This window comes from Dietzia sp. PP-33, assembly GCF_033790845.1.
Classification (GTDB): Bacteria; Actinomycetota; Actinomycetes; order Mycobacteriales; family Mycobacteriaceae; genus Dietzia.
Map to the genome: position 1 here is coordinate 109,426 of NZ_JAMYEI010000006.1, position 22,853 is coordinate 132,278.

The 22,853-nt window shown below is 67.3% G+C and carries 21 protein-coding genes and 2 tRNA genes; 13 read left to right on the plus strand and 10 right to left on the minus strand.

Going from position 1 to position 22,853, the window contains the following annotated elements:
* Positions 1-43: 43 nt before the first annotated feature.
* The 4 genes from sigM (at position 44) to NJE57_RS11865 (ending at position 3,371) form a co-directional block, all read left to right on the plus strand.
* Entirely contained in the window at positions 44-652 is a 609-nt protein-coding gene (sigM, locus tag NJE57_RS11850) for an RNA polymerase sigma factor SigM (RefSeq protein ID WP_319028633.1), read from the plus strand.
* A gap of 93 nt (positions 653-745) precedes the next feature.
* Positions 746-1,678, plus strand: coding sequence for a thioredoxin-disulfide reductase (gene trxB, locus NJE57_RS11855; RefSeq protein ID WP_319028635.1), 933 nt, complete (start codon positions 746-748; stop codon positions 1,676-1,678).
* A 50-nt stretch (positions 1,679-1,728) separates the two neighbouring features.
* Positions 1,729-2,070 (plus strand): thioredoxin, encoded by a 342-nt coding sequence (gene trxA, locus NJE57_RS11860; protein ID WP_319028636.1) that lies wholly within the window; start codon positions 1,729-1,731, stop codon positions 2,068-2,070.
* Positions 2,071-2,180: 110 nt separating this feature from the next.
* Positions 2,181-3,371 carry an N-acetylmuramoyl-L-alanine amidase gene (locus NJE57_RS11865; protein WP_319028637.1) on the plus strand — a complete coding sequence of 397 codons (1,191 nt, stop codon included), beginning with the start codon at positions 2,181-2,183 and terminating at the stop codon, positions 3,369-3,371.
* Here the strand turns inward: NJE57_RS11865 and NJE57_RS11870 are convergent.
* The 9 genes from NJE57_RS11870 to rpmH form a co-directional block, all read right to left on the minus strand.
* Positions 3,359-4,069 (minus strand): hypothetical protein, encoded by a 711-nt coding sequence (locus tag NJE57_RS11870; protein WP_319028638.1) that lies wholly within the window; start codon positions 4,067-4,069, stop codon positions 3,359-3,361. The genes NJE57_RS11865 and NJE57_RS11870 overlap by 13 nt on opposite strands.
* Positions 4,066-5,175: a ParB/RepB/Spo0J family partition protein gene (locus NJE57_RS11875; protein WP_319028639.1), complete on the minus strand. Its 1,110-nt coding sequence runs from the start codon at positions 5,173-5,175 to the stop codon at positions 4,066-4,068. The genes NJE57_RS11870 and NJE57_RS11875 overlap by 4 nt, the downstream gene beginning before the upstream one ends.
* Positions 5,172-6,095, minus strand: coding sequence for a ParA family protein (locus NJE57_RS11880; RefSeq protein WP_319028640.1), 924 nt, complete (start codon positions 6,093-6,095; stop codon positions 5,172-5,174). Before NJE57_RS11880 ends, NJE57_RS11875 begins: the two co-directional genes overlap by 4 nt.
* A gap of 108 nt (positions 6,096-6,203) precedes the next feature.
* Entirely contained in the window at positions 6,204-6,893 is a 690-nt protein-coding gene (gene rsmG / locus NJE57_RS11885; protein WP_319028641.1) for a 16S rRNA (guanine(527)-N(7))-methyltransferase RsmG, read from the minus strand.
* Between the two features lie 247 nt (positions 6,894-7,140).
* The gene (locus NJE57_RS11890) at positions 7,141-7,629 is read right to left on the minus strand and encodes a protein jag (RefSeq protein ID WP_319028642.1); all 489 of its coding nucleotides are present in this window, start codon (positions 7,627-7,629) and stop codon (positions 7,141-7,143) included.
* A 129-nt stretch (positions 7,630-7,758) separates the two neighbouring features.
* Positions 7,759-8,949 carry a membrane protein insertase YidC gene (gene yidC, locus NJE57_RS11895; protein WP_319028643.1) on the minus strand — a complete coding sequence of 397 codons (1,191 nt, stop codon included), beginning with the start codon at positions 8,947-8,949 and terminating at the stop codon, positions 7,759-7,761.
* A gap of 13 nt (positions 8,950-8,962) precedes the next feature.
* Entirely contained in the window at positions 8,963-9,226 is a 264-nt protein-coding gene (gene yidD / locus NJE57_RS11900; RefSeq protein WP_413464409.1) for a membrane protein insertion efficiency factor YidD, read from the minus strand.
* A 41-nt stretch (positions 9,227-9,267) separates the two neighbouring features.
* On the minus strand, positions 9,268-9,633 hold the full coding sequence (gene rnpA / locus NJE57_RS11905; protein WP_319028646.1) for a ribonuclease P protein component: 366 nt from the start codon (positions 9,631-9,633) through the stop codon (positions 9,268-9,270).
* 18 nt (positions 9,634-9,651) lie between these two features.
* Positions 9,652-9,795, minus strand: coding sequence for a 50S ribosomal protein L34 (rpmH, locus tag NJE57_RS11910; protein WP_319028647.1), 144 nt, complete (start codon positions 9,793-9,795; stop codon positions 9,652-9,654).
* 534 nt (positions 9,796-10,329) lie between these two features.
* Between rpmH and dnaA the strand changes: the two genes are divergently transcribed.
* The 5 genes from dnaA to gyrB all read left to right on the plus strand — a co-directional run bounded on the left by dnaA (position 10,330) and on the right by gyrB (position 17,660).
* The gene (gene dnaA, locus NJE57_RS11915; RefSeq protein WP_413464406.1) at positions 10,330-11,832 is read left to right on the plus strand and encodes a chromosomal replication initiator protein DnaA; all 1,503 of its coding nucleotides are present in this window, start codon (positions 10,330-10,332) and stop codon (positions 11,830-11,832) included.
* Positions 11,833-12,438: 606 nt separating this feature from the next.
* Complete coding sequence (gene dnaN / locus NJE57_RS11920) at positions 12,439-13,614, plus strand: DNA polymerase III subunit beta (protein ID WP_319028648.1); 1,176 nt, start codon at positions 12,439-12,441, stop codon at positions 13,612-13,614.
* Positions 13,615-13,639: 25 nt separating this feature from the next.
* Positions 13,640-14,872: a DNA replication/repair protein RecF gene (recF, locus tag NJE57_RS11925; protein ID WP_319028649.1), complete on the plus strand. Its 1,233-nt coding sequence runs from the start codon at positions 13,640-13,642 to the stop codon at positions 14,870-14,872.
* Positions 14,869-15,423, plus strand: coding sequence for a DciA family protein (locus NJE57_RS11930; RefSeq protein ID WP_319028650.1), 555 nt, complete (start codon positions 14,869-14,871; stop codon positions 15,421-15,423). The genes recF and NJE57_RS11930 overlap by 4 nt, the downstream gene beginning before the upstream one ends.
* 113 nt (positions 15,424-15,536) lie before the next feature.
* Positions 15,537-17,660, plus strand: coding sequence for a DNA topoisomerase (ATP-hydrolyzing) subunit B (gene gyrB / locus NJE57_RS11935; RefSeq protein WP_319028651.1), 2,124 nt, complete (start codon positions 15,537-15,539; stop codon positions 17,658-17,660).
* Positions 17,661-17,746: 86 nt separating this feature from the next.
* Here gyrB and NJE57_RS11940 read toward each other — a convergent pair whose 3' ends face one another.
* Complete coding sequence (locus NJE57_RS11940) at positions 17,747-19,075, minus strand: lipase family protein (RefSeq protein ID WP_319028652.1); 1,329 nt, start codon at positions 19,073-19,075, stop codon at positions 17,747-17,749.
* 211 nt (positions 19,076-19,286) lie between these two features.
* Here NJE57_RS11940 and gyrA point away from each other — a divergent pair, with 211 nt between their 5' ends.
* The 4 genes from gyrA (at position 19,287) to NJE57_RS11960 (ending at position 22,819) form a co-directional block, all read left to right on the plus strand.
* Positions 19,287-21,812, plus strand: coding sequence for a DNA gyrase subunit A (gene gyrA / locus NJE57_RS11945; protein ID WP_319028653.1), 2,526 nt, complete (start codon positions 19,287-19,289; stop codon positions 21,810-21,812).
* Positions 21,813-21,818: 6 nt separating this feature from the next.
* The gene (locus tag NJE57_RS11950; RefSeq protein WP_319028654.1) at positions 21,819-22,526 is read left to right on the plus strand and encodes a DUF3566 domain-containing protein; all 708 of its coding nucleotides are present in this window, start codon (positions 21,819-21,821) and stop codon (positions 22,524-22,526) included.
* An 88-nt stretch (positions 22,527-22,614) separates the two neighbouring features.
* Positions 22,615-22,688, plus strand: a tRNA-Ile gene (locus NJE57_RS11955).
* A gap of 58 nt (positions 22,689-22,746) precedes the next feature.
* Positions 22,747-22,819, plus strand: a tRNA-Ala gene (locus tag NJE57_RS11960).
* Positions 22,820-22,853 lie beyond the last annotated feature (34 nt).

The window sequence follows — 22,853 nt, forward strand, 5'->3', positions numbered from 1 at the left end:
GTGACAGCCCCACGGTGGACCGGGGCGCGTTAGCGTGACGCCCGTGAACACCAGTGTCGTCGACGACCACGCCACGGACATGGAACGCCCGCCGCTCACCGCCGGGTCCCCGCTCACGGACGTCGAACTGCTCGACGCGCACATCGCGGGCGACCGGGACGCGTTCTCCGCTCTCGTCCGGCGCCACTACGACTACCTGTGGCGGCTGGCGATCCGCACCAGCTTCAATCGCGAGGACGCCGCCGAGGCCCTGCAGGAGGCGCTCATCGCGGCGTACCGGAAGGCCGACACCTTCCGCCACGCCTGCCCCGTCCAGGGTTGGCTCTACCGCATCGTGGTCAACGCCTGCCTGGACAAGATGCGATCGCAGCGCCTGCGTACCCACACCGAGCTCACTCCCAGACTCCACGAGGAGGTCTCGCTACGCGAGCACTTCTACCAGGATCCCGCCTACGCGATCATCGTCGCCGAGGCCCTGGCCGAGCTGCCGACAGAACAACGGGACGCCGTGGTCGTCGTCGACATGTTGCGATGCACGGTGGCGGAGGCGTGCCACCTGCTCAACGTGCGGCCCGGCACCATAAAGAGCCGCTGTTCTCGCGGTCGGGCCAAGCTCAGCGTCCTCCTCGAGGGTGTGACGCTCACCGACTGAGGGAACAACACCGACCCGCCGGGTGTTGTCGCCTTAGTAGATCCGCAGATCTTCTCAGTCAGCGTCATCCCCGCTAAGGAGCCTGAAGAACCCATGAGCGACACCCTCCACGACGTGATCATCGTCGGATCCGGCCCGGCCGGGTACACCGCCGCCATCTATTCCGCCCGGGCCGAGCTGCGGCCGGTGGTGTTCGAGGGTTCACAGTTCGGCGGCGCCCTCATGACCACCACGGAGGTGGAGAACTTCCCGGGTTTCGCCGAGGGGATGATGGGCCCGGACCTGATGATGCAGATGCGGGAGCAGGCGGAGCGCTTCGGAGCCGACCTCCGCATGGAGGACGTCACCTCGATGGACCTGGCCGGCGAGGTCAAGATCGTCCGGGTGGGGGAGGAGGAACACCGCGCCCGCGCCGTGATCCTCGCCATGGGCGCCGCGGCCCGCTACCTCGGCGTCCCCGGTGAGCAGGAGTACCTCGGCCGCGGTGTGAGCTCCTGCGCCACCTGCGACGGCTTCTTCTTCCGTGACAAGCCGATCGTCGTGGTGGGTGGCGGGGACTCGGCGATGGAGGAGGCCACGTTCCTCACCAAGTTCGGGTCGTCGGTGACCATCGTGCACCGTCGCGAGGAGTTCCGCGCCTCCAAGATCATGCTCGAGCGGGCCAAGGAGAACGAGAAGATCTCCTTCATCCTCGACACCACGGTCGACGAGGTGCTCTCGGGAGCCAGCGGCTCGGTGGAGAAGCTCCGCCTGCGCAACACGGTCACCGGCGAGACCAGTGAGCTGGACACGGCGGCGATGTTCGTCGCGATCGGGCACGACCCCCGCTCCGAGCTCGTGCGGGACCAGGTCGAGGTCGACGAGGACGGGTACGTGCTGACCGGTCAGACCACCGCGACCTCGATCCCGGGGGTCTTCGCCTGCGGCGATCTCGTGGACCACCGCTACCGGCAGGCCATCACCGCGGCAGGATCCGGTTGCGCCGCCTCGATCGACGCGGAGCGCTGGTTGGCCGAGCAGTCCTGATCCTCTCGCCCACCCCACACACCCCTCACCACCCCGAAAGGACCGACACCATGGCTCCCAACACCCCGAACATCATCGACGTGACCGAGGCCGACTTCGCCGACGCAGTCCTCGCGGCGAGCGGGTCCAAGCCCGTCCTGGTGGACTTCTGGGCCACCTGGTGCCGCCCGTGCACCATGATGGCACCCGTCCTGGACGAGCTCGCCGGCGCGGAGTCCGACAAGCTCACCGTGGCCAAGGTGGACGTCGAGGCCAACCAGGAGCTCGCCGCCGAGTACCAGATCACCGCCATCCCGGCGCTGCTGCTCTTCTCCGAGGGGCAGCCGGTCAAGCGCATCACCGGTGCCAAGTCCAAGTCCGCCCTCCGTACCGAGCTCGGAGACGTCCTCTAGGGACCCGCCCCCCTCGGGTGCGCTCCCGGCATGTCCGCGCCGGAGGCGGTAAGTTCATCCGGGTACCTGGTCGATCCGAGTACGCAGTCGAGTGGAGCGGGAGGAGAACCATGGCGTGGCGACGTGGCGACCGTGGGCCCGAGGTGGCCGCTATCCGGGCCACCCTCGCGGGCATGGGTCTGTTGCACCACATCGATTCCGTGGGGATCACCGAGCCCCAGACCGGGTCGATCCTGGCCCGGACCGATGCCGTCTTCGACGCCGACCTCGAGACCGCTGTCCTGGCCTTCCAGCAGGCCCGTGGACTCATCTCGGACGGCATCGTGGGCCCGTCGACCCAGGCGGCGCTCCATGACGCCACGCACGTACTGGGGACCCGCGACCTCAGCTACATCGTCTCCAGACCGATGGCCGGTGACGATGTCGCGCAGTTCCAGCGTCGGCTCGGTGAACTCGGGTTCTACGCGGGTCTGGTGGACGGGACCTTCGGCCCTCTGACCCACGCGGCCGCCACGGACTTCCAGCGCGACTGTGCGCTGCGCGCCGACGGCGTCGTGGGCGCGGAGACCCTCGACACCCTCGACCGGTTCTCGACCCTGTTCAAGGGCGGGGACGTGTCCTCTCTCGTCGAGCGGGAGCGGGCACGGACCTCCGGACCCATGCTGGCCGGCAAGCGCATCGTTCTGGACCCCGGTCCCAGCGGTTCGGAGAACCCGGTCCGGATGGACACCCCACTCGGGACGATCACGGACGCCGAGTTGCTGTGGGACATCACCCGCCGGTTGTCCGAGCGGATGAACCAGGCAGGGGTCGAGGTGTACCTCTCACGGCCGGAGGCCATGATCCCGACCGATCCCGAGCGGGCCGAGATCGCCAACGCGTTCAACGCCGACCTCATGATCTCGCTGCGGCTCGACCGTCATCCCAACCCCGTGGGCAACGGGGTCGCCACGTTCTACTTCGGCAACTCTCTCGGTGCCGAGTCGATGCTCGGTGAGGCACTGTCCGGGTTCATCCAGCGCGAGATCATCAGTCGTACCGACCTCCGTGACTGCCGGACCCACGGTCGGAGCTGGCCACTCCTGCGGATGACCCGGATGCCCTCGATCCAGATCGTTCTGGGATACGCCTTCAACGCCCGCGATCTACGTATCCTCGGGGACCGGACCGCCCAGGACACCATCATCGACTCGATACTGGTGGGGGTGAAGCGCCTCTACCTTCTGGACGAGGACGACCATCCCACCGGTTCGATGTCCGTCAACGACCTGATCGACTACGAGCAGCGTCAGCGGGACTGACTTCCCACCCCGGTAGTCGCTCGCAAGGACGCGACACCGGCACGCGCCGACGCCCCGGACAACACACCGAGCCGGCGGGTGGCGAAGCCACGCTCCGCGAAGAGCTGGTCGAGCGCCCTCTCCACGTCAGCCTTCCAGAGATGCTCGCTCTCGATGTCCAGCCGCAGGCGCGGGTGGGTCTCGTGCTCGGCCACCACCGTGAACCCGTGCTCGACGAGAAATCCCGTCGGAGCGATACACGAGCCCGATCCGCAGCTGTCACGTGACATTACGTCCCCGGTGTCTCCGGACGTCACCCCGAACGCCTCGACCGCCTTGATTCCGCGACTACGCAGATCGACGACGACAGCGTCGAGGAGGGATGTCAGAGATCCGGCGGGAGCCCCCTGCTCGACGCTCATTCCGGCGAGGAGGATGGCATCCGAACCCACCGGGGACGTGGGGAAGCACGCGGCGCGGGGGACCATCCCGGGGGGCGCATAGAACGCGGCGCCGGTCGAGCGATCGCCGTATCTCGCGATCTGGCCACACACTCCCCACTCCAGGGAGACGTGCGAGATCCACGCCTCCTTCTCGAACTCGGGATCGCCCGGTTCGGGCTGACCGTCCTGACCATCCGTCTGCCAGTACACGCACCTGCGGGCCCGGGGGCCAAGGTCGTCTACGGCGGTGAGGTCTAGTGGCCGGATCGAGATCATCGGGACGTACCGGTCGCCCCACCCTCGAGTAGCGAGAGCACCCGCTGGAGGTCCTCGGTGTCGCCCACGTCGATCGTGATCCGTCCCTTGCGCCGCCCCATCGTCACGGAGACCGAGGTCTCGAACCGATCCGACAACCTGCCCGCCACAGCCTCGAGCTCGGGATCGCGTTGACGACCCCTGGGGGATGGGGGCGGCTTGCGCTTCGATTCGTCCCCGTCCCGGTTGGCCAGGGTGACGATCTCCTCCGTCGCCCGCACCGACATGCCCTCCGCCACAATTCGCGCGGCGAGGTCGTCCTGGGCCTGCCCGCCCGCTTCGAGTCCCAGTAGGGCTCGGGCATGTCCCGCGGACAGCACTCCTGCGGCGACCCGTCGCTGTACGGCGGTCGGCAACTGCATCAGACGGATGGCGTTGGTGATGGCCGGGCGGGACCTCCCGATCCGCGCGGCGAGTTCGGCCTGCGTCACGCCGAACTCCTCGAGCAGCTGCTGGTACGCCGCCGCTTCTTCGAGGGGGTTCAGTTGGACCCGGTGGATGTTCTCCAGGAGTGCATCCCGGAGCAGGTCCTGATCGTCGGTCTGACGCACGATCGCGGGCACCGTCTGGAGTTCCGCACGCTGGCTCGCGCGCCAGCGGCGTTCGCCCATGATGAGCTGATAGCGACCCTCTGCGATCTCACGGACCACGATCGGTTGGAGCAGACCGAACTCCTTGACCGAGTGGGCGAGCTCGGCGAGCGCCTCTTCGTCGAAGTGCGTGCGGGGCTGCTTGGGGTTCGGCTCGATCGCAGAGGGAGCGATCTCCATGTAGACCGCTCCGGGGTCGACGAGCTCCTCGGTTTCACGTGAAACCTCCGCCTCGTCCATGCCGTTGGCAGGAGTCTCGTCTATGGGCCCCCGTGTGGCCGACGCCGTCTCCGGCGGCGGCCCGGCCGACCCACTCGATTCCGTCCTCCGGCGAGGGGGAGTGGTCCTGGGTCCGCCGCCCCGTGGGCCCAGGATCACATCAGCGGCATCGTTGCCCAGCCGTGGCCCCTCGTCCGGACCGGTGGGGATGAGAGCAGCCAGCCCACGTCCGAGGCCGCCCTTGCGTTGCTGACTCATCGACTCTCCTCCGTGCCGGTCGACGCCCGATCGTCCGGCATCGCGCCGTCGAGACGGTCAGCGCGACTGTTGAGTTCTTTCGCCGCATCGAGGTACGCCAGCGCTCCCCGTGATCCCGCGTCGTACTGCAGGATGGTCATCCCGTACCCGGGGGCTTCCGAGACCTTCACGCTGCGGGGGATGACGGTCCGGAGAACGGTGTCCCCGAAGTGCCGTCGCACCTCTCCCGCGACCTGCTCCGCGAGCTTGGTCCGGCCGTCGTACATCGTCAGCATGATCGTCGCGATCTCGAGAGTCCTGTTGAGGTGCTGCTGGATCATCTCGACGTTGCGCAGCAACTGGCCCACACCCTCCAGCGCGTAGTACTCGCACTGGATCGGGATCAGCACCTCTCTTGCCGCCACCATCGCGTTGACGGTCAGGAGCCCCAGAGAAGGCGGGCAGTCGATCAACACATAGTCGATTCCCAACGACAGCAGATCCTCCATCGCGAGCACCTCCGCGAGCCTGCGCTCACGTTGATCGAGGCCCACCAGCTCGATCTCGGAGCCGGCCAGGTCGATGGTGGCCGGGATGCAGAACAGGTGCTCCCCGTGGGGGCTGCTCTGCATCAGGTCCTCGAGCGGGCTCTCCCACATCAGGAGCTCATAGCTCGACGGGGTGCCCTCCCGGTGATCGACGCCGAGTGCGGTACTCGCATTGCCCTGCGGGTCCATGTCGATCACGAGGACACCGAGCCCCCCGAGTGCCAATGCGGCAGCGAGATTGACCGTCGAGGTGGTCTTACCGACCCCGCCCTTCTGGTTGGCGATCGTGATGATCCGGGGGGACGTGGGTCTGGGCAACTCGAGCGCGTCACCGTGGAGTACCTCGTTCGCCTGCCTCGCGGCTGCGAAGATCGGGGTCTCGTCTTCGGACATCCGTCACCTTTCGAATACATGATGGAGAATCTCAGGTCTGCTGTTCGTCGCCAGCGGTGTCAGTGTTTCACGTGAAACCGACATCACCGGGGGCGATCCCGGCCCACCTCACCGACGCCGCGGTCCGCCGGCGCGAGAGCGTGGGCCCCGAGACCCCATCCTAGTCCCGAGAGTCGCGATCACCAGCCTCGTCTCCTCGGCGTCCGGTGCAGATACCACCTCCACCCGAGCCTCGCCGAATCCGAGCTTTCGCAACGCACCGGCATCCCGCTCGACTTCCTCGGACGCGGACGCACCCTTCAACGCCACCATTCGACCGCCGGGCCGGAGCAGGGGAGCGGACCACCCAGCGAGCTTTGCCAGAGGAGCCACGGCCCGAGAGGTCACGACATCGGCACGGCCGGCCTCAGCGATGACCGCCTTCTCCTCCGCGCGACCCCGGATCACACGGATGTCGATCCCCAACTCATCGACAACCTCTTGCAGAAAGGTCGCGCGGCGCAGAAGCGGCTCCACCAGGGTCATCCGCAGATCCGGGCGAGCGAGCGCCAACGGCACACCCGGGAGCCCGGCCCCACTCCCGATATCGACCACAGCCTCCCCCTCGGAGAAGCCTCCCGCCGCCGCGGCGCTGTTGAGCACGTGCCGATCCCACAGTCGTGGGCGCTCCCGTGGACCCATCAGACCGCGCTCGAGTCCTGCCGTGGCGAGGATCTCGACGTACCGGGTGGCGCGGTCCAGGTTGGGCCCGAAGACGTCCCGCGCACCACCCGGTGGGATCGGGATCGGCTCAGTCATCCCCGATGCGTCCTCTCGTGCCGGGGACGTACGGGCAGGGAAATTACCCAAGCCGTCACGTGATGTTTCGTCGCTAGTGTGCTGATCCATCGCTACGCAGCCCCGTTCTACTGTTGACCGGCCCCGGTTTCACGTGAAACACCGGCGAATAACAATGCTGTAAGTCATGCCCTCTACACGGAGCAGGGGCGCGGACCCGATGTCCACGCCCCCAACCTCGTTCATGCGCTCCCACAACCGCAGACGATCATTCCGGCAGTACGACCACTCGCCGTTCGGGCTCGACCCCGGTGGAATCCGACGTCACGCCCTCTATCTCTGCTATCGCATCGTGGATCACCTTGCGTTCGAACGGAGTCATCGGCTCCAGCTCCTCGGATTGCCCCGACTCCAGGACCCGCTGGGCCGCGACACGGCCGGACTCGGTCAGTGCCTCCCGCTTGGCGGCACGCCAGCCGGAGATATCGAGCATCAACCGACTTCGATCGCCCAGCTCCTGCTGCACGGCCAGCCGGGTGAGTTCCTGAACGGCATCGAGGACCGCCCCGTCCGAGCCGACCAGACGATCGAGATCCTCGCTGCCGTCGATGCTCACGACTGCGCGATCACCCTCCACGTCCAGATCGATATCCCCGTCGAAGTCCAGGATGTCCAAGAGCTGTTCGAGGTAGTCGCCGGCCACCTCGCCCTCCTCGACTAGACGCTCCTCCGACACCTCGATGTTCTTCTTCGACATGGATCTGCCTCCGTCATGACCGCCGATCGCCCGGCCCGTACGAGCCGACGAATACTTCCCCCAAGTATGGGACAAGGTCCCCGGCGCCGGAGCATCGGGGACCTTGTCGGTAGTCGAATCGAACCGCGGTCAGCGCTTCTTTTTCTTCTTCTTGTTCTTCCCGCCGCCGCCACCGGTCTTCTGGGCCGGCCGGGTTCGCTGACCCCCGGGTTGCTGCGGCTTCTGACCGGGACGTGGAGTGGCGCCCGGGGACGGTGCTGGCTCGATCGTCGCAGAGGAGTCCACCTCGTCGTCGTCGTCGTCCCCCGTAGCCTCCACCGTCACCGGAGAGGCCACGGCAGCGCCCGCCGCAACACCCCTGGCCTTCTTCGGGTTCACCGGCTTCACCCCCACCTTGGGCGCCAGGGTCTTCTGCTCCTCACGCCGCTTGAGCGCCGCGACGTCATCCTCCTTGGCCATCTTCTCGAACAGGTAGTACTGCTGGCCCAGAGTCCACAGGTTGTTGGTGACCATGTAAACGAGAATCGCCATGGGCCAGAACGCGCCCGTCACCAGGATGCCGATGGGGAACGCCCACAGCATCAACTGGTTCATGATCTTCGCCTGCGGGTTGGCGGCCGCCTCGGGGGACTGACGGGACAGCGAGATCCGGGCGTTGAGATGGGTCGTGACCGCAGAGACGATCATCAACGGGATGGCCACCAGGATGATGTTCCAGCGCTCGAAATCCAGCGCCGCGCCGGGATCGACGAATGCCTGGAACTGCTCGACCGGCTGCGAGATGAAGGACGACAGAGGGGCCCCGAACAGCCGGGCATCCAGGAAACTCTGCACCTCGTCGGCGTTGAAGACGTAGTTGCCGGTGTTGCGGGTCTCCTCCGCGGTCATCCCGAGGGCGCCGAAGGCGTCACCCATGCGGTTGAAGGACCGGAGCACATGGAACAGGCCGAGGAACACGGGGATCTGGATGAACATCGGCAGGCAGCCCAGGACGGGATTGAAACCCTCCTGCTTCTGCATCTTGCGCGTCTCGGTCGCGAGCTTCTCGCGATCGTTCTTGTAGCGTTTCTGCAGCTCCTTCATCCGGGGCTGCATCTCCTGCATCTTCCGCGAGAAGCGGATCTGTTTGGCCGCCGGCCAGAACAGCATGATCCGGAGAGTCACCACGAGGAAGATCACGGAGAGCGCCCAGATGATGCCGCTCGAATCCGCCGACTCCACCCACGGCAGTAGACCACCGAGGAACGCGAAGATCTTGTGCCAGAACCACAGGATCCCGGAGATGGGGTAATAGACCAGGGGGTCGGTGATGAACGACATCGGTGCTTGAGTCCTAGCTTCGTTCGGAATTGTCGTGATGCTCGTGCGCGTGATCGGCGTGATCCGCGAATCGGTCGGGAGCACGTGGCTCGGGGACGGGGTCCCATCCGCCGGGTGTCCAGGGCCCACACCTCAGCAACCGCCACACGGACAACCAGGTCCCGTACCAGGCACCGTGCACACGGACGGCCTCGACGGCATAGCTGCTGCACGTGGGTTCGAACCGGCAGCTCGGAGGGGTGAGAGGTGAGATGCCCTTCTGGTAGAAGTCGAGCATCCACAGGAGCACCCGCGCGACGGGCCCGTGGCGACCCGCGCTCACGCCCGGACCTCCAGGGCGCGGGCGACCGCGGAGGCGAGCCCGGTACGCATGTCGCGAACCAGATCCGAGTGGGTGGCCGTCGCCGAGGCCGGATTGGCCCTGATCACCACGAGCAGATCGGGCCGGACGTCCCCCAGCATTTCGGCCGCGACATGACGAAGCCGCCGGCTGACACGGTGACGGGTCACCGAATCCCCGACGGCTTTACTGACGACCAGGCCGAAACGCGGACCGCCCACGCGGACATCCGAGGAGTCCACGTGGGCGTGCACGACCATGGTCCGACGGCCCTTCCTGGCACCCTGCCGCACCACCGTCGCGAAATCAGCGGAACGGTGGAGTCGATGGGCCCTGGGAAGCACCAGCCACCCCGACCCGGATCAGGCCGTCAGCGAAGCGCGGCCCTTGCGGCGACGATCGCCGACGATCCCGCGGCCGGCGCGCGTACGCATCCGGAGACGGAAGCCGTGCACCTTGGCGCGACGACGGTTGTTCGGCTGGAAAGTCCGCTTGCCCTTGGCCATGGTTGGCTCCTCACGTGAAGTAGGCGCCACTCGTGCGCCCGGTCGAGTTCAAGATGTCGTCGCCGGCACCACCGGACGGCGGTACCACGACGCGCCGCACGCCCCACGGGCGCGCGACAGACTGTTAAAGATTACGCGCACGGGTCCCCGGCGACCAAACCGTGTAATCCCATCCGCACCACGCTTACCACCCCGCAGGCCACGACAACACGCCGAGCCCCGAGGATGCTTGACATCCGCCCTCCAGTTGATCTTGAGGGTTGCCCACGAGTTCACGGTGTTGTTACGGTCATTCATCATCGAGCCCCACCCGGGCCGTCCGAAGTAGTCCTTAGATCAGTACGTCCAACCCTCACCCACTGAAGACCGACCCCGTCACCACGGGAGCGGTCTATCTTCCACAGCTGTGGACAACCATGTGGATACCTCGGTAGACCTGGGTCGGAGCCTGTGGATAGAGTGTGGTGCCCGGCGTCCGCCGGATGCCCCGGCCACCCGGAGCCGCTTCACGCCGACGAGAGGAGACCGCCCACCGTGGCTCCTGAACTCGAACACGTGTGGAATGCGGTCCTCGACAAACTGACCGACCCGGCGCTGGCGAGCGACGACAACCCGGCGCTGTCCCGGCAGCAACAGGCCTGGTTGCGTCTGGTCCAGCCCATCGCCGTGGTCAACGGCTTCGCGATGCTCGCCGCGCCGTCGGCGTTCGCCCGCGACAACATCGAATCGGTGCTCCGCGGCCCGATCACGCGGGCACTGAGTTCGCAGCTCGGGGAACCCGTGGACCTGGCCGTCAAGGTGGACACCTCCCTCGCCGGACGCCACCATCAGACCGATGACGACGACGCGCGCATCGACGTCGACGAGATCCACCGGCCCGAGCCCGACCCGTCACATCCGCCGGCCACCTCCCGACCCGTCCGGATGACGGAGGAACAGATCGCGGCCGAACGGCTCCTCCACGGCAGCGACCGGGACGAGGCACTGTCCGCAGCCACCGCTCCCGGACTCAACGAGCGCTACACCTTCAGCGCGTTCGTCCAGGGCAACTCCAACCGGTTCGCCCGTGCCGCCGCGCTCGCCGTGGCCGAGGCGCCCGCGCGCGCCTACAACCCGCTGTTCATCTGGGGTGAATCGGGTCTCGGCAAGACCCACCTGCTCCACGCGATCGGCCACTACTCCCTCCGGATGTACTCCGAGCAGAAGGTCAAGTACGTCTCCACGGAGGAGTTCACGAACGACTTCATCAACTCCGTCCGCGACGGACGCCAGAACATGTTCAAGAAGCGGTACCGGGAAGCGGACATCCTCCTGGTGGACGACATCCAGTTCCTCATCGGCAAGGAACAGGTCCAGGAGGAGTTCTTCCACACGTTCAACACGATCCACAACGCCCAGAAGCAGATCGTCATCTCCTCCGACCGCCCCCCGAAGCAGCTCCAACCGCTCGAAGACCGGCTGCGCACCCGCTTCGAGTGGGGTCTGATCACGGACATCCAACCTCCCGAACTCGAGACGCGCATCGCGATCATCGACAAGAAGGCCAAGTCGGAGAACTACGTGGTTCCCCGCGACGTCCTGGAACTCATCGCCACCCGCGTCCAACGCAACATCCGCGAACTCGAAGGCGCACTCATCAGGGTCGTGGCGTTCGCATCCCTCAACGGCCACGAGATCGACGTCCCGCTGGCGGAGGTGGTGCTGCGCGACGTGGTGTCCGACGACGACTCCCTGCAGATCTCGGCGGCCACCATCATGGCGGTCACCGCAGAGTTCTTCTCCACCAGCATCGACGAGCTCTGCGGCACCTCCAAGACCCGCTCACTCTCCCGTGCCCGACAGATAGCGATGTATCTGTGCCGGGAGCTCACCGACCTCTCACTGCCCAAGATCGGCGTCACCTTCGGCGGCAAGGACCACACCACGGTCATGTACGCCCAGCGCAAGATCCTCAAGGAGATCAAGGACGACCGGCGCACGTACGACCAGATCCAGGAGCTCACCGCCCGGATCAAGGAGCGCTCGCGTTCACTCTGACGGGTCCGCTACACGCGGGCCTGGAGCGGCTCGCTCGTACGCTCGTCCTGTTTGCTGCGTCGCTACCGACGCCACTTCGCCGCACCCTCGCCGCAGCCTTCCGAGGCCGGCCCCGTGGAGCGCCCGCCGTCGACCGGTCCACCCGCCCCGCGATGCAACTGTGACCTCGTTCACACCTGTTTTCACACCCTTCACACCTGTGGACAACTCTGTGGTTTCCTGTGGACCGACGGTGGACAGACGGTGGACCGAAATCTGTGATTCCACCGAGCGGTCGGGGAAGTCACAGGATGAGCGTGATCGGTCCACACCCTGAAATCGCTCCGGACCTGCGAGAAGGGCGCTCCGCTAACAATTTCACAGGACCTACTACTACCTCTTATCTCTCTATAGAGTTCTTGTAAGAAGTAGGCATGTGGAACGGCGAGCCTGCTTGACCGGGTTACAGGAGTCCGTGTTCCGGCTGTCGGTGGGAGCGGTTACTCTCATGGAGATGCTTCGTCGGACACCGACCGAGGCCAGAGAGTTCCACTGCTCCCGCCGCGAACCGACCACCCGTCCAGATACCGCCTCCCGGTATCCGCCCCGCCCAGAAAGAGGTCACCGATGGAGATCACGGATCCGACGTTCCGCGTCACCCGCGAGGACTTCGCAGATTCGGTGGCCTGGGTGGCACGGACCCTGCCGTCACGACCGTCGGTTCCGATCCTCGGTGGGGTTCTCCTGGAGGCCGACTCGGGTCTGACGATCTCCGGTTTCGACTACGAGACCTCCGCCCAGGTCTCCGTCCCGGCCGAGGTCTCCGAGCCGGGGAGCACCCTCGTCTCGGGTCGACTGCTGGCGGACATCGCCCGCGCGCTCCCGGACCGCCCGGTCGAGGTGACCGTGAGTGCGCAGAAGATGTACATCAATTGTGGATCCGCCAAGTTCACCCTGCCGACGATGCCGGTGGAGGACTACCCGCAGCTGCCCGCGATGCCCGGGGTCACCGGTTCGGCCGCGGTCGACGCGTTCTCCGAGGCCGTCGCCCAGGTCGCGGTGGCGGCAGGAAAAGACGACACGCTGCCGATGCTCACCGGTATCCGGATGGAGATCGAGGGCCCCCGGGTCACGCTCATCGCCACCGACAGGTTCCGGCTCGCCATCCGGGATCTCGAATGGGAGCCCGCTCGTGACGACGTCGCCGTCGAGGTCCTCATCCCGGCCAAGACGCTGTCCGAGGTGACCCGCTCGGCGGGTCAGGGCGGCCGCGTCGACCTGAGCCTCGGCGCCGGCTCGGAGGTCGGGGCCGACGGCATCATGGGTGTGCTGGTCTCGGGACAGCGCACCACCACGCGCCTCCTGGACGCGGAGTTCCCCAAGGTTCGTCAGCTGCTGCCGACGCAGCACACGTCGATGGCGATCGTGCAGGTCGACGGACTGGTCCAGGCCATCAAGCGAGTCGCCCTGGTCGCCGACCGTGGCGTGCAGGTCCGGATGTCGTTCTCCGATGGTGAGCTGGCCCTCTCCGCAGGTGGCGACGACGCGGCCCAGGCCTCGGAGACCCTGCCGGTGGACTTCCTCGGCGAGCCGTTGACCATCGCGTTCAACCCGGGTTACCTGCTCGACGGTCTCGGGAGCATGCACTCGGCGCGCGTCGCGTTCGGATTCACCCAGGCCAGCAGGCCCGCGGTGCTCCGGCCGGCGCCGGAGACCCCGCCGTCCCCGGATGCCGACGGCGCGATCGCGCCCGTCGAGTCGAACCACACCTACCTGCTCATGCCGGTCCGCCTACCGGGCTGACCCGGCTCGTCCCAGGACAACCGGCATGCACCTGCGTCACCTGAGACTCCTGGATTTCCGTTCCTGGCCGCTGCTGGAGATGGAGCTCGAGCCCGGGGTCACCACGTTCGTGGGTCGTAACGGTCACGGAAAGACGAACATCCTCGAGGCGATCGGGGTGCTGTCGACCCTGAGGTCCCATCGGGTGGCGACCGACTCACCGATGATCCGCACGGGAGCGGCGACGGCCCTGATGGGTGCGCTCGCCCACAACGCCGGCCGCGAACTCACGGTCGAACTTGCCCTCAACTCCGGCAAGGCCAACCGGGCGCGTCTCAACACCTCGCCCTGCCGGCGCCTCGGTGACATCCTGGGGGTGGTCCAGTCGGTGCTCTTCGCTCCCGAGGACCTGGCGCTGGTCAGGGGCGAACCGGCCGAACGACGGAGACTGCTCGACGAACTCCTGGTCCAGCGGCGGCCGGCCCACGGTGGGGATCTCGCCGAGTACACCTCGGTACTCAGGCAACGCTCGGCGCTGCTCAAGTCGGCGTCCGGTGCGCTCCGGCGTGGACGGGGCGATGAGGCCACGGCCGCCCTGGACACACTCGACGTGTGGGACGGCCGGATCGCCGAACTGGGGTCGAGGATCGTCGCGGGTCGGATCGGTCTGTTGGAGGAGCTGCGCCCGCTGGTCGCCGAGGCCTATCGCGGTCTGGCCCCCGAGTCCCGGTCCGCCGACATGACGTATCGGTTCCGGGTCGCCGAACCGCCGGCACAGTCCGAACTGACCGACCCCGGTTTCATCGAGGCCGTTCTGCTCACCGAACTGGGCAGACGACGGCAGGACGAGATCGACCGGGGATTGTCTCTCGTCGGCCCGCACCGGGACGACGTGCTCCTGACTCTCGGCGAGGAGCCCGCCAAGGGGTTCGCGAGCCACGGTGAGACGTGGTCGTTCGCACTGGCGCTGAGACTCGGATCGCTCGGGTTGCTGCGTGCGGACGGCATCGAGCCGGTACTGCTGCTGGACGACGTGTTCGCCGAACTCGACCGTCACCGTCGCGCTGCGCTCGCGGACGTGGCGCTCGGGGTGGAACAGGTCCTGGTCACCGCGGCGGTCGGGGAGGACGTCCCCGAAGGGTTGCGGGGTACCCGTCATGACGTGGTGATGACCGGTGAGGGCTCGGGTCGTCACTCGGCGATGACGGTGTCCCGCGCGTACACCGGTCAGGAAGACGACGACGAGAACCACGTTATCGACAGTGAGGACCAGCCGTGACCAGCGACCAGAACAGGGGCGGAGAAACACCGTCCGACAAGCCGCAACGTGGTTATGACATCGCCAGGCAGGCCCTCGAGGAGGCGCGGGCCCGGGCCCGGGCCGACGGTAAGCAGGTCGGCCGTGGTCGTACCGGTCCGGTGGGCGGCGGCAAGCGTCTGCGCAAGCGCGGATGGACCGGTGCGGGTGCCGATCCCTGGGACCCGCAACCTCTCGGCCGCCTCGTGGGGCAGGTGGCCAAGAGACGGGGTTGGGACGACAAGGTGACCACCGGCCGGCTCTTCGCGGAATGGGACCGGATCGTCGGTGAGGACATGTCCGCGCACGCCACGCCGGAGCGTCTGGAGGAGGGCGTCCTGTACGTCCGCGCATCCAGCACCGCGTGGGCCACCCAGCTCCGGTTGGTGGCGGCCGACATCCTCCGCAAGATCGCCGCGGCGATGGGGCCGGGTCACGTCCGTCGCCTGAAGATCGAGGGACCGGAGAAGCCGAGTTGGCGGATGGGCCCGTTGCACGTGTCCGGTCGCGGACCGCGCGACACCTACGGGTGAGAGTGGGCTCGGCCGCCTCGTGGGGCCGGTCGCGGCGAGCCCGCGGGCCGCGTGCGGGTTGTCGCAGGTAGACTGGGCCGGTCCCAGACCCCCGAGACGCGAGGAGTTCGCACGTGGCGGACGCCAAGAGCAAGGCCAACAAGAACGGCTCGAACGACTATGGCGCGTCGTCGATCACCGTGCTCGAAGGGCTCGAGGCGGTCCGTCTTCGCCCGGGTATGTACATCGGCTCGACCGGGCCGCGAGGTCTGCACCACCTGATCTGGGAGGTCGTGGACAACTCGATCGACGAGGCCATGGCCGGCCACGCGACCGGGGTCAAGGTCACGCTGCTGGAGGACGGCGGCGTCGAGGTGATCGACGACGGCCGCGGCATCCCCGTCGAGATGCACGAGTCCGGCATGCCCACCGTGCAGGTCGTCATGACCCAGCTCCACGCGGGCGGCAAGTTCGACTCCGACTCCTACGCGGTGTCCGGTGGCCTCCACGGCGTGGGTATCTCGGTGGTCAACGCCCTGTCGACGCGGGTCGAGGTCGAGATCAAGCGCGATGGTCGGTTGTGGCAGCAGAACTTCGATCTCGCCGTCCCCGCGGAGCTGGTCGACGCCGGACCCGCGGAGGGGACCGGTACCCGGGTGCGCTTCTGGGCCGATCCGTCGATCTTCGAGTCCACGGAGTACGAGTTCGACGTGGTGGCCCGTCGTCTCCAGGAGATGGCGTTCCTCAACAAGGGACTGACCATCACGTTGACCGACCGGCGTCCCGTGGCGGAGAAGGCCGCGGAACTGGATGCCATCGCGGACAGTGAGGGACGCGGATCCGACTCGGCGCCCGGTTCCGACGAAGGCTCGGATCTCGCACACGCGGTGGACGCGGAGTCGGCCTTCGTCGATGGTGCGGCCGACGCTGTCGAGCCGGTCCGGGTGGAGCCCGTGAAGGTCCGTGAGCGCAAGCGCACCTTCCACTACCCCGACGGGCTGAAGGACTACGTCACCGCGATCAACAAGTCCAAGACGGCGATCCACCCGACGATCCTCTACTTCGAGGGCAAGGGCACCGGTCACGAGGTCGAGGTCGCGATGCAGTGGAACTCGGGCTACTCGGAATCCGTCCACACGTTCGCCAACACCATCAACACCCATGAGGGCGGCACCCACGAGGAGGGCTTCCGTGCGGCGTTGACCTCTCTGGTCAACAAGTACGCGCGCGAGAAGAAGCTCCTCAAGGAGAAGGACCCGAATCTCACGGGAGACGATATCCGCGAGGGCCTCGCCGCCGTGATCTCCGCGAAGATCTCGGACCCGCAGTTCGAGGGCCAGACCAAGACCAAGCTGGGCAACACCGAGGTCAAGGGCTTTATCCAGCGTCAGGTGTCCGAGCACGTGGGCCACTGGTTCGAGGCCAACCCGGCCGAGGCCCGGGTGATCATCAACAAGGGCATCGCCTCGAGCCAGGCCCGCGTCGCCGCGCGCAAGGCCCGCGAGATGGTCCGCCGCAAGTCCGCGACCGACATTGGCGGACTACCGGGGAAGTTGGCCGACTGTCGCTCCAAGGACCCGGCCAAGTCCGAGCTGTACATCGTGGAGGGCGACTCCGCCGGCGGCTCGGCCAAGTCCGGCCGCGACTCGATGTTCCAGGCGATCCTCCCGCTGCGGGGGAAGATCATCAACGTCGAGAAGTCGCGTATCGACAAGGTCCTCAAGAACACCGAGGTCCAGGCGATCATCACCGCGTTGGGTACGGGGATCCACGAGGAATTCGATATCGAGAAGGTGCGCTATCACAAGATCGTGCTGATGGCCGACGCCGACGTCGACGGCCAGCACATCTCGACGCTCCTGCTCACCCTGTTGTTCCGGTTCATGAAGCCGCTGGTGGAGCACGGGTACGTCTACCTGGCGCAGCCGCCCCTCTACAAGCTCAAGTGGGGCAAGGGCGAGCCGGACTTCGCCTACTCCGACCGTGAGCGTGACGAACTGCTCAAGATCGGTCTGGAGAAGAAGCGTCGGATCAACGTCGAGGACGGGATCCAGCGGTACAAGGGTCTCGGCGAGATGAACCCCAAGGAACTGTGGGAGACCACCATGGACCCGACGGTGCGGACCCTGCGACTGGTCACCCTCGACGACGCGGCGGCAGCGGACGAGCTGTTCTCGATCCTCATGGGCGAGGACGTCGACGCGCGTCGTAACTTCATCACCCGCAACGCCCGCGATGTGAGGTTCCTGGACGTCTGAGTTCAGCCATCGGTTGGCGGACATCTCGTGGGAGATCACTGGACTGCGAGATGGGATCCCCTGCGAGATGTCCGCCAACCGATGGGTTAGAACGACCCGCAGTCGTTCGGCGCCGGGAGTCCGGCCAGACGATCGATGATGAACCGCACGGCGGGTTCGAAGTTGGTCACCGCGGCGGCGGCGTGGGTGACGCCCGGGATCAGCGGGGTGGTCTCGTACCGCAGATGCACCGGAGCGCCTTGTCCGCACCAGTCGCGACCCAGCTGCTCGACCTGCCCCAGCGGGATGATGTCGTCGTTGACCCCACCCGCCAACATCACCGGCACGGCGGGCGCGCGGCTACCGATCCGCTGGTGGTCGAGGACCCGCAACGCGTCCGGCTCGTCGCGGATCAGTTCACCCAGGCTCCGCCCCGAGGTGGTCCATCCGGACGTGGTGTGCCCGCCGTAGGCGATGCGGGTGTCCGCCAGGCAGAGCCCCGAGAGGTCGTCGAGCGCCGACCGCCCCGCGTCGTTGAGGTGCCGGTCCACCACCCGACGGACAGCCGGGTACCGCTCGACCATCCCGTTGATGGCGAAGCCGATCGCGCCCGTCAGGCTGGACCCGTCGATGTGGTCGAGTACGGCGAGTAGATCGGCCGGGGGCGCAGAGGCGTATGCCGCACGGACGTCCAGTTCCGGGGCGTACACGGGGGCCGACTCGGCCGCAGCAGCGGAGGCCCCGCCTCCCTGGGAATGGCCCCAGAAGACCACGGGTGACTGCTGCCCGGTGAGAGCCTGCGCCGCCCGGGCTCCGTCGAGCATGGCGTGCGCCTGTTCCACACGGTCCGCGTAGGTGTGGATGCCGGGCGTGCCGAGGCCGATGTAGTCCACGACCATCACCCGGAAGCCCCGGGCGGCCAGCACCAGTGCGAAGCCCTCCTCGTAGGACACCACCGGACCACCGGTCCGGGGATTGGTTCCGAGCCCGGACTCGATGTTCCGGGAGGGGGCGCACGGATCGCCCTGTCCCTGTGTGCCCGGCCCGAGGACCAGGGTCGGGCGGGGGCCGGGGCCGTGCCATGGTGCGGTCGGGTCGTAGAGCGCGCCGGAGGTCGCCACCGGGCCCCCGTCGACATCGGCGGTCTGGTAGATCACCCGCCGGGCGACGGCCGGCAGCGGGGACGGCAGCGAGGGGAGCCCGGGGACGGCCACCGCCAGTGGCAGGGCGGCGGATTCGGCGCGGAGGACCTCGCCGGGCGCGGCGGTCGGCAGCGTCCGGGTGTCGTAGAACCCGCCCGGGAGGTCGACGTCATCGGCAGCCGCGACCGCGGGGTTCAGCGTGAGCGCCCCGAGTATCAGGGACACGGTCGCGGCCAGACCCGCGAGAACTCGTCGGTGGGTGATCGGCGCGGAGAGTGGTGAGGAAGAGCGCATGAAGTGAGACTAGAGTCACAGTGACGGGCGTGGGCATGCCACGGGCGGCGCGCTCGGCGGAGTGCATCGAGGCGCCTGCCGCGCGCCCGCCGATCAGCGTTTCCGCAGGACCTATAGACTGGGTGGGTCCTAAGGCCGCCGTTTCGCACGCGCGCGCCCGCGACATCGTCGGCGAGTAGAGCCAGCGCGACGAGGAACCGAAGAGGAGCCCATGACGGACACGACGTTGCCGCCCGACGCCGGGGGACACGACCGCATTGAACCGGTCGACATCCAGGCGGAGATGCAGAGAAGCTATATCGATTATTCGATGAGCGTCATCGTCGGGCGGGCGCTCCCGGACGTGCGGGACGGGCTCAAACCCGTCCACCGTCGCATTCTGTACGCGATGTGGGACAACGGCTACCGGCCCGACCGCACGTATGTGAAGTCGGCGAAGCCCGTCGCGGACACCATGGGCAACTATCACCCACACGGTGACTCGGCGATCTACGACACCCTGGTCCGTCTGGCCCAGCCGTGGGCGATGCGCTATCCGATGGTCGACGGCCAGGGCAACTTCGGCTCGCGCGGCAACGACGGTGCGGCCGCCATGCGCTACACCGAGTGCAAGATGACCCCGCTCGCCATGGAGATGGTGCGGGACATCGAGAAGAACACGGTGGATTTCCAGCCGAACTACGACGGTAAGACGTCGGAGCCGGTGGTCCTGCCGTCCCGGGTCCCCAACCTGCTGATCAACGGGTCCAGCGGCATCGCGGTGGGGATGGCCACCAAGATGCCGCCGCACAATCTCCGCGAGGTCGCCGAGGCCGTCTACTGGACGCTGGAGAACCCGGACGCCGGTGACGACGAGGCGATCGCGGCGTGCATGGGCTTCATCAAGGGCCCGGACTTCCCCACCCACGGGTTCATCGTGGGCGACCAGGGGATCAGGGACGCCTACACGACCGGGCGCGGCTCGATCCGGATGCGCGGCAAGACCTCCATCGAGGAGGACGGCAACCGGACCGTCATCGTGATCACCGAGCTGCCCTACGAGGTCAACCCGGACAACATGATCCTGTCTATCGCCGAGCAGTTGCGTGACGGCAAGATCGCCGGCATCTCCAAGATCGACGACGAGTCGTCCGACCGCGTGGGCCTGCGGATCGTCATCACGCTCAAGCGTGACGCCGTGGCGAAGGTCGTGCTCAACAATCTCTACAAGCACTCCCAGCTGCAGACGTCGTTCGGCGCCAACATGCTGTCGATCGTCGATGGTGTGCCGCGCACCCTGCCGATCCATCAACTGGTGCGTCTGTACGTCACGCACCAGATCGAGGTCATCGTCCGGCGCACCCAGTACCTGCTGGACGAGGCCGAGAGGCGGGCCCACATCCTGCGCGGTCTGGTCAAGGCGCTCGACGCGCTCGACGAGGTCATCGCGCTCATCCGCCGGTCGCAGACCGTCGACATCGCTCGCGAGGGCCTCAAGGACCTCCTCGACATCGACGACGACCAGGCCCAGGCCATCCTCGACATGCAGCTCCGCCGCCTCGCGGCCCTGGAGCGGCAGAAGATCGTCGACCAGCTCGCCCAGATCGAGCTCGAGATCGCCGACTACAAGGACATCCTCGCCCGGCCCGAGCGCCAGCGGGCGATCGTGTCCGACGAGCTGCGCGAGATCGTCGAGAAGTACGGAGACGACCGACGCACCGTGATCATCCCGGCCGACGGAGACGTCACCGACGAGGATCTGATCGCCCGCGAGGACGTGGTCGTCACCATCACCGAGACCGGATACGCCAAGCGGACCCGCACCGACCTCTACCGCGCCCAGAAGCGCGGCGGGAAGGGCGTGCGAGGCGCCGAACTCAAGCAGGACGACATCGTCCGGCACTTCTTCGTCTCCTCGACGCACGACTGGCTGTTGTTCTTCACCACCAAGGGGCGGGTCTACCGGGTCAAGGCGTACGAGCTGCCCGAGGCCAGCCGTACCGCCCGCGGCCAGCACGTGGCCAACCTCCTCGCCTTCCAGCCGGAGGAGCGCATCGCCGGGGTCATCCGGATCAAGGGCTACCAGGACGCGCCGTACCTGGTCCTGGCCACCCGGAACGGCCTGGTCAAGAAGTCCAAGCTCGAGGACTACGACTCCCCGCGGTCCGGCGGTCTCATCGCCGTCAACCTCCGCGACGGTGACGAGCTGGTGGGCGCGTCACTGGCCGGTCCCGAGGACGACCTGCTGTTGGTCTCGGAGAAGGGGCAGTCGATCCGCTTCCACGCCAACGACGACACGCTGCGCCCGATGGGCCGGGCGACGTCCGGTGTGATGGGCATGCGGTTCAACGACGGGGACGCGCTGCTCAGCATGTCCGTGGTACGAGCCGAGTCGTCGGATCAGGAGAAGTACTTCCTCCTCGTGGCCACCGAGCGCGGGTACTCCAAGCGCACTGCGCTGAGCGAGTACGCGGCGCAGGGCCGCGGCGGCAAGGGCGTGCTCACCCTGATGTTCGATCCGAAGCGCGGCAAACTCGTCGGCGCGACGATCGTGGAGTTGCAGGACGAGCTCTATGCCATCACCTCCAGTGGCGGCGTCATCCGGACGTTCGCCAAGCAGGTCCGCAAGGCGGGCCGGCAGACCAAGGGCGTGAGGCTGATGAACCTCGGCGAAGGCGACTCGCTGCTGGCGATCGCCCGCAACGCCGACGAGCCCGACGACGAGGACCGGCTCGACGCCGGGACCGACAAGGAGTAGCAGCCGATGACCGACCCGAGCGACTCACCCGACAGCGGCCCGGCGCCCAAGGGGTCCACCCCTGCGCCGGGCTTCGGCGGCGGGTCGGCCGGTTCGCCGGCGGGCCCCTCGGCAGATCCCTCGGTCGACTCCTCGACCGGCACGGACTCCACGCATTCGGACTCCACGTACGCGGACCACACCCCGGCGGACCGCACCCCGGCGGAGGACACCGCCGCGGACAACCGGGCGACCACGGCGTTCCCTGTCGCCTCCCAGCATCGGGCCGAGGGTGTGCCCGGGGGGGTCTCGACCGCCCACTCGGGAGGCGCGGCCGGTCGCGCGGCACCGATGGTCCCGCCCACGGAGCGGCGCGGGCCGATGGAGTCGGTACTCGTGCTGCGACGCATCGACCCCTGGTCGGCGTTCACCACCGTGCTCGGACTGATGTTCGCGCTGTACCTGGTGTGGATGGTCGCGATCGGCGTGACCTACCTCCTGCTCTCCGGCATGGGGGTGTGGGACCGGCTGGGAGGGCTGCTCTCCGGTGTCGCGGGGGACGAGTCCGCGGCCGCGATCGGGCCGTCGACGATCTTCCTCTACAGCGGCGGCGTGGGCCTGCTCAACGTGCTGCTCCTGTCGATCCTGTGCACCCTCGCGGTGTTCATCTACAATCTCGCCGCCGGTCTGACCGGTGGCGGCGTGCAGGTGACGCTCAGCGATCGCCGGAACTGAACCGGCGGATCAGGCGGCCCACCGCCCTGCGGGGCTTCCCGATTTGGGCGGTGGCGAGGACGTCGGGTAGATTAACGCTTCGGTACGAGGGCCTATAGCTCAGGTGGTTAGAGCGCCAAACTGATAATTTGGAGGTCGGAGGTTCAAGTCCTCCTAGGCCCACCCCGCACGGCAGACGCCGGATCGCCAGCCGCGGTCCGGCGTTCACGCTTTGTGGTCCGGGGCCTTAGCTCAGTTGGTAGAGCGCTGCCTTTGCAAGGCAGATGTCAGGGGTTCGAATCCCCTAGGCTCCACTCCTCCCGCCCCTTCCCGTCTCCCGTTCTCATC